At 54.2% G+C, this 13,559-nt stretch carries 11 protein-coding genes; 6 read left to right on the top strand and 5 right to left on the bottom strand.

Annotated elements, in window-relative coordinates; all coding sequences use genetic code 11:
- Window positions 1–188: 188 nt before the first annotated feature.
- Entirely contained in the window at window positions 189–599 is a 411-nt protein-coding gene (locus Q9I99_RS08205; protein ID WP_301667011.1) for a hypothetical protein, read from the bottom strand.
- 222 nt (window positions 600–821) lie between these two features.
- Here Q9I99_RS08205 and Q9I99_RS08200 point away from each other — a divergent pair, with 222 nt between their 5' ends.
- The gene (locus tag Q9I99_RS08200) at window positions 822–1,211 is read left to right on the top strand and encodes a DUF596 domain-containing protein (protein ID WP_002216284.1); all 390 of its coding nucleotides are present in this window, start codon (window positions 822–824) and stop codon (window positions 1,209–1,211) included.
- Window positions 1,212–1,426: 215 nt separating this feature from the next.
- Here the strand turns inward: Q9I99_RS08200 and lpxB are convergent, their stop codons facing one another.
- The gene (lpxB, locus tag Q9I99_RS08195; protein ID WP_301667010.1) at window positions 1,427–2,599 is read right to left on the bottom strand and encodes a lipid-A-disaccharide synthase; all 1,173 of its coding nucleotides are present in this window, start codon (window positions 2,597–2,599) and stop codon (window positions 1,427–1,429) included.
- Window positions 2,600–2,646: 47 nt separating this feature from the next.
- Complete coding sequence (locus Q9I99_RS08190) at window positions 2,647–3,639, bottom strand: RluA family pseudouridine synthase (RefSeq protein WP_304666205.1); 993 nt, start codon at window positions 3,637–3,639, stop codon at window positions 2,647–2,649.
- Between the two features lie 494 nt (window positions 3,640–4,133).
- On the opposite strand from Q9I99_RS08190, the gene Q9I99_RS08185 reads away from it, so the two are divergent.
- Window positions 4,134–6,893 (top strand): Rne/Rng family ribonuclease, encoded by a 2,760-nt coding sequence (locus Q9I99_RS08185; RefSeq protein ID WP_301667008.1) that lies wholly within the window; start codon window positions 4,134–4,136, stop codon window positions 6,891–6,893.
- Window positions 6,894–7,129: 236 nt separating this feature from the next.
- Here the strand turns inward: Q9I99_RS08185 and Q9I99_RS08180 are convergent, their stop codons facing one another.
- Complete coding sequence (locus Q9I99_RS08180) at window positions 7,130–7,273, bottom strand: hypothetical protein (RefSeq protein WP_304666203.1); 144 nt, start codon at window positions 7,271–7,273, stop codon at window positions 7,130–7,132.
- Between the two features lie 585 nt (window positions 7,274–7,858).
- Entirely contained in the window at window positions 7,859–8,848 is a 990-nt protein-coding gene (gene pdxA, locus Q9I99_RS08175; protein ID WP_301667006.1) for a 4-hydroxythreonine-4-phosphate dehydrogenase PdxA, read from the bottom strand.
- Window positions 8,849–9,006: 158 nt separating this feature from the next.
- On the opposite strand from pdxA, the gene Q9I99_RS08170 reads away from it, so the two are divergent.
- From Q9I99_RS08170 to Q9I99_RS08155, 4 genes are all read left to right on the top strand, one after another.
- Window positions 9,007–10,434, top strand: coding sequence for an alanine/glycine:cation symporter family protein (locus tag Q9I99_RS08170; protein WP_301667005.1), 1,428 nt, complete (start codon window positions 9,007–9,009; stop codon window positions 10,432–10,434).
- A gap of 172 nt (window positions 10,435–10,606) precedes the next feature.
- Window positions 10,607–12,502 carry a tRNA uridine-5-carboxymethylaminomethyl(34) synthesis enzyme MnmG gene (mnmG, locus tag Q9I99_RS08165; protein ID WP_301667021.1) on the top strand — a complete coding sequence of 632 codons (1,896 nt, stop codon included), beginning with the start codon at window positions 10,607–10,609 and terminating at the stop codon, window positions 12,500–12,502.
- 68 nt (window positions 12,503–12,570) lie between these two features.
- Window positions 12,571–13,155 carry a ribonuclease HII gene (rnhB, locus tag Q9I99_RS08160; protein WP_301667004.1) on the top strand — a complete coding sequence of 195 codons (585 nt, stop codon included), beginning with the start codon at window positions 12,571–12,573 and terminating at the stop codon, window positions 13,153–13,155.
- Window positions 13,156–13,167: 12 nt separating this feature from the next.
- On the top strand, window positions 13,168–13,290 hold the full coding sequence (locus tag Q9I99_RS08155) for a hypothetical protein (protein ID WP_301667003.1): 123 nt from the start codon (window positions 13,168–13,170) through the stop codon (window positions 13,288–13,290).
- The last annotated feature ends 269 nt before the right edge of the window (window positions 13,291–13,559 follow it).

The following is a 13,559-nucleotide window of genomic DNA, read 5'->3' as shown; positions in this document are numbered from 1 at the left end:
CGTATCGGCATATCAATGTTTCAACACACAGGACGACACATAAAGCGTCGCCCTATGTGTTGCCCTGATTCGGAAGGGGTTACGCCCCTCCCAAATAAAATCTGATTCTACCGCCCTAAAGGGCGGGGTTTCAACCGAAAAGGAAATACGATAAAGTTGCCTGCTCAGCATAACAAGCTACGGCTCGTTTAATTGAAACTCTCCTGATCTAAAAATTCTAACTCTATTTCCCGGCAAACTATATCTATGCTAAAACCGGTCGGAAGATCATACCTACCGCCTATCAATTCCAGCGTACCTCCATAATCCAAGATTTCATCATCCTGCTTTAATTCGCCAAGCTCCAATACATTTTTGATCTTTTTATCTTGGCTCTTCGTAGCGTATCCATAGATAAATTTCAGATAGCTGAACTGCTTGAATTTAATTTTTACCCAGTCTGTGTAATTTGGTGTAGGAATTTCTTGAGGTAAATCCGGATAATCCACACAATTGACGATGATATGAAATTCATCATTTTTCAAAGTATAGTTTAATAGAGCACCTTCAAATATATACAGAAATTGATAATCTTTTCTTGGAATAGTATAAGCTGTCATATTATTTTACCTTTTCAAAAACAATGGTTTTAAGATTTTTTGAGTCCAAGTTGGTTCCACTACTCTTATGAAATTTCAGTTGTTTAAACTCTTCCTTCATTTTAAGGAATTTTTCAACTAGCCGAGAACAAACTGGAGCAAAATGGACGATTGAGTTTAGGAATCAACCTGATTCAGTACGTGGGCAAAGATTAGAATTAAAATTTAGATAAAGGTTACGTTATGAATGTGAAGATAAAATATAATCTTTTAGAATATTGTGAATATTTAGGTGGTATTTTTGGTGTTTATAAAAATTATTTAAATATGGATATCAAAGATCCAAATTTAAAAATTAGATTTTTTGATTTTTTGGAAGAACTTTTATCAGATGGTGTTATTGAATTATGCGATTATCGTGAAAATCCTCCAAAAATATTAACCGGTTCGCCAAAAACACAGGTAGATGAATTAAGAAGAATTTGGCCGGATATGGAAGAGATGTTGCTATATTTTCCAGATAATCCTTGGTTTTATGTAGAACATTTTTGGTGGGGAGCAACTTGCCCTATTGAACTGACACAATTGCCTAAAATAGAAATTTACGAAGAACAAATGAAACAAGGTAAGTAAGCGTATTAGTATTAGTATAAGCTATAATCATAAATCATATATAACAAAAATTAATCAGTTAACGAGCCATTATATTTTAACCTTAAGCCCATTCGGGTCAGTTCTGTTTCATTTGGAATTCCTCTTAAATACTTATTGTTTGATGTGCCATTAATCACAATTTCTCCCCCTTTTTTGTAATACGTGCTGCTTCAGGAAGATAATCCATTAACCGCTCAACATCCCGCCTCTTCCAAAACCGCGCGCGCGGCCAAATCCGCCGTATCTTTTTTCAACAGCAGGTGCAACGCCCTGAAATCCCGTTGCAGCGCGGCAACCTTATCGGGGTGTTCGTACCAGTCCGCCAACGCCGCCGCCAGTTTTTCCGGTTTTGCTTCAGATTGCAATAATTCCGGCACGGCCTCCTTACCCAACAGGATATTCGGCAGACCGACATGCGGCACTTTGATTTTGCGTTTCACATAAGCATAGGTCAGCGGCGAAATCTTGTAGCTGATGACCATCGGACGCTTGCACAACGCCACCTCCAAAGTTGCCGTACCGCTCGTTACCAGCACCGCGTCCGCCGCCCTGCACACCGTTTCAGACTGTCTGTCGGTTACCGTCAGCGGCAATCCGGCAAACTCCGGACACTGCAAAACTTCCGCCAAACGCCGCTTCGTCGCCTCAGTTGCGGCAGGCAGCAGGAAGCGTGCGGCAGGATAGCGTTCCAACAACAATAATGCCGTCTGAAAAAACACCGGCGCCATATAGTCGATTTCGCTGACGCGGCTGCCAGGCAGCAGGGCAAATACTGGGATGCCGGCATCCACGCCCAAAGTTTTCCTCGCCGTTTCACGATCGTCTTCCAAGGGCATAAGCTGCGCCATCGGATGACCGACAAACTCCGCACGTCCGCCCGCATCGAGATAAAGCTGCGGCTCCATCGGGAACAGGCACAGCACGCGGTTGACCTGATGCACGATTTTGCCCACACGTTCCCGCCGCCACGCCCACACCGACGGGCTGACATAATGCACGGTCGGAATGCCCGCCCGTTTGAGCCGCTCCGCCACACCCAGATTAAAATCGGGCGCATCGATACCGACAAAGACATCAGGTTTCAACGACAGCAAATCCCGTACCAGCCCCCTGCGTATCCGTAAAATTTCCGGCAGCCGCCTGACCACTTCGACAAAGCCGCGCACCGCCAGCCGCTCCTGATCATAAAGGCTCTCGAAACCTTCCGCCTTCATCAGTTCGCCGCCGATACCGACAAAACGCGCCTGCGGGCAACGCTTTCGGATGGCGCGTATCAGGTGCGCCCCCAATAGGTCGCCCGACGCTTCGCCGACACTGACGGCAATCAAAGGGCTTTTTTTATCAGCCATATTCGTCTGTCCCCACATACTTTCACCTCCCGATGCCGTCTGAAGGCTTCAGACGGCATCGGGGTTCACATTTTCGTCCCGTTTTCCAACATCACCGCAAACTGCGCCAAGTCCGGCGGCAGCTCCGCCTTCAACACCAGCGGCTCACCCGTGAGCGGATGGTTCAGGTGCAGCTCGGATGCGTGCAAAAACATCCACTTCAAACCCAACTTCTGCAAACGCCGGTTCGCCTGATAATCGCCGTAGCGTTCGTCGCCCGCAATCGGACAGCCTTGAGATTGCAGATGCACGCGGATTTGGTGCGTGCGCCCCGTTTTCAGCGTTGCCCGCACCAAAGTCAGGTGCGACAGCCCGACACCGTGCAAAATGCCGTCTAAAAAACGGCTTAACACACGGAACACCGTATGCGCAGCCTGCCCGTCCGCACTAACGCGCACCATCTTTTCGCCTTGTGCGCCGGTATATTTGAACAGGGGCAGTTTGACATGGAAATTGTCGTCCGGCAGTTTGCCCACCCCCAGCGCAAGGTAGATTTTTTTGGGGTGGTCGTTACGGATGGCTTCGTGAAGTTTGACGAGCGCGCTGCGTTTCTTCGCCACCATCAACAAGCCGCTCGTATCCTTGTCCAAACGGTGGACCAACTCCAAATACTTCGCCTCCGGACGGGCGCGGCGCAACTGCTCGATAACCCCGAAACTCACGCCGCTGCCGCCGTGGACGGCAACGCCGGACGGTTTGTTGATGACCAAAAGCGCGTCGTCTTCGTAAACCACCTCAAACGCACGCGCCGGTACGGTGGCACGCCTTTCAGACGGCATTTCCTTCTCAGCCACGCGCACAGGCGGAATCCGCACCGTATCCCCCTCCGCAATACGGCTGTCGGGTTTGCAGCGTTTCTTGTTCAAGCGCACCTCGCCGGCGCGGATAATGCGGTGGATATGGCTCTTGGGCACACCCTTGAGGATTTTTATCAGATAGTTATCAAGGCGTTGCCCCGCCTCATGTTCGGCAACCCCTATCAAGCTGACCGAACCTTTGCTTATTTCGTGCGTTTTCATCTATAATCCGAACATCCGTTTCAGCAGAAAGCGCGCCCGCCGCGCCCCCTGAAACGGTTTACTTTAAAACGGAATTTTATATTAAAAACGCACTCCGCAAAGCATTTTCCCTGCGCCTGTTCCCAGCCGGCAGGCGCAGAACGTAGTCAAGTTTGAATTGATTTTGCCGTTTCGGAGCGGAAGTAAGACGGCAGCCGGGCCCAAGCCCCAAACGCAAACCGCCCGAAAACACAGGCATAACGATAACAAGAAGAAGCCGGCCCCCCATTTTTCCGACCATACCGCTCGGAACGCGGCAGACAGACCGCCGCATCGATCTTTATTGCCTTCTTTATCCGACCCTTCCGCACACGGTTCCTCGGAACGTGCATCCCTGCGGATTTTCAACTCAAAAACTGATTACCGGTTCCATCCGAAAACATCGGAAAACCCAGCATTCCGGAGTGCCAAACCGGGCATGTGCCGTCTGAACGCCGCCTGCCCACGAGGTGATCATGAAAAGAATGTTATTCAACGCAACGCAGGCCGAAGAGCTGCGCGTTGCCATCGTCGACGGACAAAACCTGCTGGATTTGGACATCGAAACGCTGGGCAAAGAACAGCGCAAAGGCAATATCTACAAAGGCATCATTACCCGCATCGAGCCGTCGCTGGAAGCGTGTTTCGTCGATTACGGAACCGACCGCCACGGCTTCTTACCGTTTAAAGAAGTCTCCCGCTCATACTTCCAAGACTACGAAGGCGGGCGCGCGCGCATTCAGGACGTGCTCAAAGAAGGCATGGAAGTCATCGTCCAAGTCGAAAAAGACGAGCGCGGCAACAAAGGCGCGGCGCTGACCACCTTCATCAGCCTCGCAGGACGCTATCTCGTACTGATGCCCAACAATCCGCGCGGCGGCGGCGTATCCCGCCGTATCGAAGGCGAAGAGCGTCAAGAACTCAAAGCCGCGATGGCGGAACTCGACATTCCGAACGGCATGAGCATCATCGCCCGCACCGCAGGCATCGGCCGCAGCGCGGAAGAGTTGGAATGGGACTTGAACTACCTCAAACAACTCTGGCAGGCGATTGAAGAAGCAGGAAAAGCGCATCACGACCCCTACCTGCTCTTTATGGAAAGCTCGCTGCTCATCCGCGCCATCCGCGACTATTTCCGCCCCGACATCGGCGAAATTCTGGTGGACAATCAAGAAGTTTACGACCAAGTTGCCGAGTTCATGAGCTACGTCATGCCGGGCAATATAGGCCGTCTGAAACTCTACGAAGACCACACGCCGCTGTTTTCCCGCTTCCAAATCGAACACCAAATCGAAAGCGCGTTCTCGCGCAGCGTCAGCCTGCCTTCCGGCGGCGCGATCGTCATCGACCACACCGAAGCCCTCGTCTCCATCGATGTCAACTCCGCCCGTGCCACACGCGGCGCGGACATCGAAGACACCGCGTTCAAAACCAATATGGAAGCCGCCGAAGAAGTCGCCCGACAAATGCGCCTGCGCGACTTGGGCGGTTTGGTCGTCATCGACTTCATCGATATGGAAAACCCCAAACACCAGCGCGATGTGGAAAACGTCCTGCGCGACGCGCTCAAAAAAGACCGCGCCCGCGTGCAAATGGGCAAACTTTCGCGTTTCGGACTTTTGGAATTGAGCCGCCAACGCCTGAAACCCGCCTTGGGCGAAAGCAGCCACGTCGCCTGTCCGCGCTGTGCCGGCACCGGCGTGATTCGGGGCATCGAATCCACCGCCCTGCACGTTTTGCGTATGGTTCAAGAAGAAGCGATGAAAGACAACACCGGCGAAGTGCGCGCCCAAGTGCCCGTCGATGTCGCCACCTTCCTGCTGAACGAAAAACGCGCCGAGCTGTTTGCGATGGAAGAGCGTTTGGATGTCAACGTCGTCCTGATTCCGAACATCCACCTCGAAAATCCGCACTACGAAATCAACCGCATCCGCACCGACGACGTAGAAGAAGACGGCGAACCGAGCTACAAGCGCGTTGCCGAGCCGGAAGAAGACGAATCCGCCAAACCGTTCGGCAGCGAAAGGGCCAAAGCCGCCCGTCCCGAACCCGCCGTCAAAGGCGTGCGCCACACCAGCCCCGCCCCGACTGCCGCCCCCGAGAAAAAAACCTCCTGGTGGGACAGCTTCAAAGCATGGCTCAAACGCATTTTCGGCGGCAGCGAAACCCAAGCCGCAGCCGCTGCCGAAACCTCCGAAAAACGCAGCACGGCAAACCGCAGCGGCAGCCGCGCCAGCAACCGCCGCCAAAACCCGCGCCGCAGCAAACGCGAAGGCAGCAAAGTAGAAGTCCGCGAAGTGGCAGGCAAAACTGCCGGACAGGAAGCGCGTGCCGACAAAGCCGAAACGCGCAACAACGGCAACCGCCGCCGCAACGAACGCGGCGACCGTGCCGCCGAACGCGCCAACGAAGCGGAAATCCAAAGCCGCAACGTACAGCCTACCGCAACCGTTGCAGATGCCGCACCGTCCGAAACCGAAGTGCAAACCGGCAAACGCCGCCGCAACGGCAGCCGCAGCGAACGCAGCCAAACCGCGCCGGAAACCGCCGCCGTTGCCGAAACAGCCGTTCAGACAGCGGAAAACACGCCGCCCGAACCGCATACCGCAGAAGACAAAGGCAGCAAGCCCAAATCCGAACGCAACCGCCGCGAACGCGACAGCCGAGATGCCAAAGAACGCCGCGAACGCAACAATCAGCGCGACCGCCGTCAAAACGGCAAAAAACGCAATATCCCGTCTGCCGCCAAAATCGAGCAGTACCTGAATATTCACGATACCGCCGACAAAGTCCGTTCCGCTGTCGCCCATGTTTTCGGGGAAAACGATGCAAATGCTCCGATTACCGTCAGCATTGCCAAACCGGTTGCAGAAAGGGACGTTCCGACAGCATCTCCCACCGTTTCAAACAACGACGCACTGGTTTATGATGCGGCAGAAAAAATCCGTCAGGCCGTTGCCGCCATCCTTCCCGAAGGAGCGACACCGAAAGCCGAAGCACAGGAAATGCCGTCTGAAACCTCAACCTTTACGGCTGCGGCGGAACAGGCACAGGAAACCGCACAAACCGGCGGACTCGTCCTGATCGAAACCGACCCTGCCGCATTGAAGGCATGGGCGGCACAACCCGAAGTCCAAGCCGGACGCGGTTTGCGCCGTTCCGAACAGCCCAAGCCGTCTGAAGCCGCAACCGTCCCTGCCGAAGAAATGATCCAAGTCGAAACCCGGCAAGGCTGAACCGACGGCGGCAAAAAGAGGTTCTGTTCCGCAGAACCTCTTTTTTACATAGATTCGGATACCTGCAATGCCGTCTGAAACTTCGCCATTCCCGTGATTACCGAAACATTCCGCCATTCCCGCAACCTTTCGTCATTCCCGTGAAAACGGGAATCTAGAACCTCAAACTTTCGGATAATCTTTGAATATTGCCGCCGCCCAAAGGTCTGGATTCCCGCCTGTGCGGGAATGACGGTTTAGAAGTTGCCCGAAACCTCAAAAAAACCGAAACCGAATAAGCCGGATTCCCGCCTGCGCGGGAATGACGGCGGAGGGTGGACAATGCCGTCTGAAACTTCGCCATTCCCATGATTACCGCAACATTCCGCCATTCCCATCATTCCCGCACCTTCCGTCATTCCCGTGAAAACGGGAATCTAGAACCTCTAAACTTTCAGATAATCTTTGAATATTGCCGCTGCCCGAAGGTCTGGATTCCCACAACATTCCGTCATTTCCGTGAAAACGGGAATCTAGAACCTCAAACTTTCGGATAATCTTTGAATATTGCCGTCGCCCAAAGGCCTGGATTCCCGCCTACGCGGGAATGACGGTTTAGAAGTTGCCCGAAACCTCAAAAAAACCGAAACCGAACAAGCCGGATTCCCGCAACATTTCGTCATTCCCGTGAAAACGGGAATCTAGAACCTCAAACTTTCAGATAATCTTTAAATATTGCCGCTGCCCGAAGGTCTGGATTCCCGCCTGCGCGGGAATGACGGCGGAGGATGGACGATGCCGTCTGAAACTTCGCCATTCCCGTCATTCCCGCAACCTTCCGCCATTCCCATAATTACCGCAACATTCCGTCATTCCCGTGAAAACGGGAATCTAGAACCTCAAACTTTCAGATAATCTTTGAATATTGCCGCTGCCTGAAGGTCTGGATTCCCGCCTGCGCGGGAATGACGGGTCTTTTATCATCTTTAAAGGCTGCCGCGCGCCATCTCGACGGCGGTCTCCACGGCAGTTATCAGGCTGCCGGAATCCGCTCTGCCGGTTGCCGCCAAATCGAGCGCGGTGCCGTGATCGACGGAGGTGCGGATAAAGGGCAGCCCCAGCGTGATGTTCACGCCCTGTCCGAAGCTGTGGTATTTCAACACGGGCAGCCCTTGGTCGTGGTACATCGCCAATACGGCATCCGCACCTTCGAGCATAAACGGTTGGAACAATGTGTCCGCCGGATACGGGCCGGCAAGGTTTATCCCTTCGCGGCGCAGGTTTTCGAGCGCGGGGATAATGGTGTCGGTTTCTTCGTGTCCGAGGTGTCCGCCCTCACCGGCGTGGGGGTTGAGTCCGGCGACCAGGATTTTGGGATTTTTGATGCAGAATTTGTGTTTTAAGTCGTGATGCAAAATGCGTGCGACGCTTTCAATCAGCGGCCGCGTGATGACGGCGGCAACGTCTTTCAGCGGCAGGTGGGTCGTTACGAGGGCGACGCGCAGGCCTTTGCCGACAAGCATCATCACAACCTGCCCCGTGCCGCTTTTTTCCGCCAGATATTCGGTGTGTCCGCTGAAAAAACCTGTGCTTGCGCGCGCGTCGTTGATGATGCCTTTGTGCAGCGGCGCGGTAACGATGCCGTCGAAAATGCCGTCTGAAATGCCTGCGAGCGCGGTGTCCAAAAGTTGCAGCACATAGGCGGCGTTGGCGGGATTGAGCCGCCCGGCCTCAACCGCTTCGGCGGTCGGGATATGCAGCACTTCCAGCTCGCCGTATGCCGCGCCGCCTGATTCCGGATCGAAGTCGCGCAGGACGACGCTTTTGCTCAAGGCTTCGGCGCGCGCGCGCAATAGGTTTTTGTCGCCCAATACCGCGCAGCGGCAGGGCAGGCGTGCAAATGCCAAGTCCAAACAAATATCGGGGCCGATGCCGGCAGGCTCGCCGGAAGTAACGGCAAAAACGGGCTGTTTCATTTCGTTTGCTCCAAACAAAATGCGATTCTAACGCCGCAGCCGCGCGGCGATGTAAATTTTTCTGATTTTGTTGACAATCTGCTAGAATGGGCGTTTACAAAATTTAAACCCTGCTTACATACCGCCATATGTGCGGGTTTCAACTTTAAGGAAGCGATATGAACGAGAACTTTACCGAATGGCTGCACGGCTGGGTCGGCGCCATCAACGATCCGATGTGGTCATACTTGGTTTATATGCTTTTGGGTACGGGGCTTTTCTTCACCGTAACCACGGGCTTTGTCCAATTCCGCCTGTTCGGGCGCAGCATCAAAGAAATGCTCGGCGGCCGCAAACAGGGGGACGACCCTCACGGCATCACGCCGTTTCAGGCATTTGTAACCGGCCTTGCCAGCCGCGTGGGCGTGGGCAACATCGCGGGCGTGGCCATCGCCATCAAAGTCGGCGGGCCAGGCGCGGTGTTTTGGATGTGGGTAACCGCCTTAATCGGTATGAGTTCGGCGTTTGTCGAATCTTCGCTGGCGCAGCTCTTTAAAGTCCGCGACTACGACAACCACCATTTCCGGGGCGGCCCCGCCTACTACATCACTCAAGGGCTGGGGCAGAAATGGCTGGGCGTGTTGTTCGCCCTGAGCCTGATTTTCTGTTTCGGCTTTGTGTTTGAAGCGGTTCAGACCAATACCATCGCCGATACCGTCAAAGCGGCATGGGGCTGGGAGCCTCATTATGTCGGCGTTGCCCTGGTGATTTTAACCGCGCCGATTATCTTCGGCGGCATCCGGCGCGTATCTAAAGCGGCGGAAATCGTCGTGCCCCTGATGGCGGTTTTATACCTCGTCATGGCACTCTTCATTATTGTTACCAATATTTCCCTGATTCCTGACGTGTTCGGTCAGATTTTCTCCAACGCGTTCAACTTCGATTCGGCTGCAGGCGGTTTCCTCGGCGGACTGATTTCAACCACCATGATGCAGGGTATCAAACGCGGCCTGTATTCCAATGAGGCAGGTATGGGTTCCGCACCGAATGCCGCCGCCGCTGCCGAAGTGAAACATCCCGTCTCCCAGGGCATGATTCAAATGTTGGGCGTTTTCGTCGATACCATCATCGTCTGCTCATGCACCGCCTTTATCGTCTTGACCTATCAACAGCCTCACGGCGACTTGAGCGGTGCGGCACTGACGCAGGCGGCGATTGTCAGCCAAGTGGGGCAATGGGGCGCGGGCTTCCTCGCCGTCATCCTGTTTATGTTTGCCTTTTCCACCGTTATCGGCAACTATGCCTATGCCGAGTCCAACGTCCAATTCATCAAAAGCCATTGGCTGATTACCGCCGTTTTCCGTATGCTGGTTTTGGCGTGGGTCTATTTCGGTGCGGTTGCCAATGTGCCTTTGGTCTGGGATATGGCGGATATGGCGATGGGCATTATGGCGTGGATCAACCTTGTCGCCATCCTGCTGCTCTCGCCACTGGCGTTTATGCTGCTGCGCGATTACACCGCCAAGCTGAAAATGGGCAAAGACCCCGAGTTCAAACTTTCCGAACATCCGGGTCTGAAACGCCGCATCAAATCCGACGTTTGGTAAATCCCGCCCTTACCGGAGCCGCTTCCCCGCGAAGCGGCTTTTCCCTTTCCGCGCACTGTAAAAACAGGGCGAACAGGCGTACAATCCCAACCCTTTACTTTTGAATCCATTTCGTTTTTCAGACGGCATCCTGCTTGGAATGCCGTCTGAAACACCGTTAGGCAAGACACACATGACCCACATGATTTACCCCAAAACCTACGACGTCATCGTCGTCGGCGGCGGCCACGCAGGCACGGAAGCCGCGCTTGCCGCCGCACGCATGGGCGCGCAGACGCTTTTGCTCACACACAACATCGAAACGCTCGGACAAATGTCGTGCAACCCCTCCATCGGCGGCATCGGCAAAGGCCATCTCGTGCGCGAACTCGACGCGCTCGGCGGCGCGATGGCGTTGGCCACCGATAAATCCGGCATCCAGTTCCGCCGTCTGAACGCCAGCAAAGGCGCGGCGGTTCGAGCCACACGCGCACAGGCGGACCGCATCCTGTATAAAGCCGCCATCCGCGAAATGCTGGAAAACCAAGAAAACCTCGACCTTTTCCAGCAGTCGGTTGACGACGTAACGCTCGACGGCGACCGCATCAGCGGCGTAATCACCGCGATGGGCGTGGAATTCAAAGCCCGCGCCGTCGTGCTGACCGCAGGCACGTTTTTGTCCGGCAAAATCCACATCGGTTTGGAAAACTACGAAGGCGGCCGCGCCGGCGACCCCGCCGCCAAATCGCTGGGCGGACGCTTGCGCGAATTGAACCTGCCGCAAGGTCGTCTGAAAACCGGCACGCCGCCGCGCATTGATGGGCGCACGATTGATTTTTCCCAGCTCACCGAACAGCCCGGCGACACGCCCGTTCCCGTAATGTCCGTGCGCGGCAACGCCGAAATGCACCCGCGCCAAGTGTCCTGCTGGATTACGCATACCAATTTGAAAACCCACGACATTATCCGCAGCGGTTTCGACCGCAGCCCCATGTTCACCGGCAAAATCGAAGGCGTCGGCCCGCGCTACTGTCCGTCTATCGAAGACAAAATCAACCGCTTCGCCGACAAAGACAGCCACCAGATTTTCCTCGAGCCCGAAGGCCTGACCACCAACGAATACTACCCCAACGGTATTTCCACCAGCCTGCCGTTCGACATCCAAATCGCGCTCGTGCGCAGCATGAAAGGCCTTGAAAACGCCCATATCCTGCGCCCCGGCTACGCCATCGAATACGACTACTTCGACCCGCGCAACCTCAAAGCCAGCCTCGAAACCAAAACCATTGAGGGACTGTTTTTCGCCGGGCAAATCAACGGCACGACAGGCTACGAAGAAGCCGCCGCACAAGGCCTGCTCGCAGGCGCGAACGCCGTGCAATACGTCCGCGAACAAGACCCGCTCCTGCTGCGCCGTGAACAAGCCTATCTCGGCGTATTGGTGGACGACCTCATCACCAAAGGCGTGAACGAACCTTACCGGATGTTCACCAGCCGCGCCGAATACCGCCTGCAACTCAGGGAAGACAACGCCGACATGCGCCTGACCGAAGACGGTTACAAAATCGGCTTGGTGGGTGAAGAACAATGGCGCATGTTCAACGAAAAACGCGAAGCCGTCGAACGCGAAATCCAACGTTTGAAAACAACGTGGTACACGCCGCAAAAACTCGCCGAAGACGAACAAATCCGCGTGTTCGGACAAAAACTCAGCCGCGAAGCCAACCTGCACGATTTGTTACGCCGCCCGAACCTCGACTACGCCGCGCTGATGACGCTCGAAGGCGCAAGGTCGTCTGAAAACCTGTCTGCCGAAGTCATCGAACAAGTCGAAATCCAAGTCAAATACCAAGGCTATATCGACCGCCAAAACGAAGAAATCGACAGCCGCCGCGACATCGAAACATTAAAACTGCCAGACGACATCGATTACAGCAAAGTCAAAGGCTTATCCGCCGAAGTGCAGCAAAAGCTCAACCAGCACAAACCCGAAACCGTCGGTCAAGCCAGTCGTATTTCCGGCGTAACGCCTGCGGCAGTGGCATTGCTGATGGTGCATTTGAAGCGCGGGTTTAAAGACGCGAAATAAACACATCGGCGCGATGCCGTCTGAAACCCTTTTCAGACGGCATTCCCACCATCCCGACAGGAAACATCATGCACATACTGACCGCCGGCGTGGACGAGGCAGGACGCGGACCTTTAGTCGGCAGCGTTTTTGCCGCCGCCGTCATCCTTCCGGAAACATTCGACCTGCCCGGACTGACCGACTCCAAAAAACTCAGCGAGAAAAAACGCGACGCGCTTGCCGAAATGATTAAAGAACAGGCGGTTGCGTGGCACGTCGCCGCCTCCGGGCCCGAAGAAATCGCCAGCCTCAACATCCTGCACGCCACGATGCTCGCGATGAAACGCGCCGTTGACGGTTTGGCTGTGCATCCCGAAAAAATATTCATCGACGGCAACCGCATTCCCGAACATTTGAACATCCCTGCCGAAGCCGTCGTCAAAGGCGACAGCAAAATCATCGAAATCTCCGCTGCATCCGTTTTGGCAAAGACCGCACGCGATGCGGAAATGTACGCACTGGCGCAACGCCATCCCCAATACGGTTTCGACAAACACAAAGGTTACGGCACGAAGCAGCATTTGGAAGCCCTCAAACAATACGGCGTGCTGCCCGAACACCGCCGCGACTTCGCCCCCGTCAGAAACCTGATCGCGCAGCAGGCCTTGTTTTAAACCGGCACAAAAATGCCGTCTGAACTTCAGACGGCATTTCCAGCATCGCAATTTCAAAGAGAAAGAACCCAAACCATCATTCCCGCGCAGGCGGTAATTTATAGTGGATTAACAAAAATCAGGACAAGGCGATGAAGCCGCAGACAGTACAAACAGTACGGAACCGATTCACTTGGTGCTTCAGCACCTTAGAGAATCGTTCTCTTTGAGCTAAGGCGAGGTAACGCCGTACTGGTTTTTGTTAATCCACTATAGTTTTTTGGGTTTCAGTTGTTTTTAAGTTTCGGAAAACTTCCAAACCGTCATTCCCGAGAAAAATAGAAAATCAAAAAAAAACCTAAAATCCGTCATTCCCGCGCAGGCGGGAATCCAATCCGTCCGGTTTCCGTTTTTTTTTTGAATTT

Origin of the sequence: Neisseria basseii (assembly GCF_962707005.1) — a bacterium.
GTDB lineage: Bacteria > Pseudomonadota > Gammaproteobacteria > Burkholderiales > Neisseriaceae > Neisseria > Neisseria bergeri.
Note: the sequence above shows the minus strand (reverse complement) of the source record. Positions and strands in the feature narration are given on the sequence as shown.

What these genes read in the sequence shown, in the direction of transcription:
- Q9I99_RS08170 (WP_301667005.1), top strand. Translation starts at nt 9,007, where the DNA reads ATGAACGAGAACTTTACCGAATGGCTGCACGGCTGGGTCGGCGCCATC.
- pdxA (WP_301667006.1), bottom strand. Translation starts at nt 8,848, where the DNA reads ATGAAACAGCCCGTTTTTGCCGTTACTTCCGGCGAGCCTGCCGGCATC.
- Q9I99_RS08185 (WP_301667008.1), top strand. Translation starts at nt 4,134, where the DNA reads ATGAAAAGAATGTTATTCAACGCAACGCAGGCCGAAGAGCTGCGCGTT.
- Q9I99_RS08200 (WP_002216284.1), top strand. Translation starts at nt 822, where the DNA reads ATGAATGTGAAGATAAAATATAATCTTTTAGAATATTGTGAATATTTA.
- rnhB (WP_301667004.1), top strand. Translation starts at nt 12,571, where the DNA reads ATGCACATACTGACCGCCGGCGTGGACGAGGCAGGACGCGGACCTTTA.
- mnmG (WP_301667021.1), top strand. Translation starts at nt 10,607, where the DNA reads ATGACCCACATGATTTACCCCAAAACCTACGACGTCATCGTCGTCGGC.
- Q9I99_RS08155 (WP_301667003.1), top strand. Translation starts at nt 13,168, where the DNA reads ATGCCGTCTGAACTTCAGACGGCATTTCCAGCATCGCAATTTCAAAGA.
- Q9I99_RS08205 (WP_301667011.1), bottom strand. Translation starts at nt 599, where the DNA reads ATGACAGCTTATACTATTCCAAGAAAAGATTATCAATTTCTGTATATA.
- Q9I99_RS08180 (WP_304666203.1), bottom strand. Translation starts at nt 7,273, where the DNA reads ATGATGGGAATGGCGGAATGTTGCGGTAATCATGGGAATGGCGAAGTT.
- lpxB (WP_301667010.1), bottom strand. Translation starts at nt 2,599, where the DNA reads ATGTGGGGACAGACGAATATGGCTGATAAAAAAAGCCCTTTGATTGCC.
- Q9I99_RS08190 (WP_304666205.1), bottom strand. Translation starts at nt 3,639, where the DNA reads ATGAAAACGCACGAAATAAGCAAAGGTTCGGTCAGCTTGATAGGGGTT.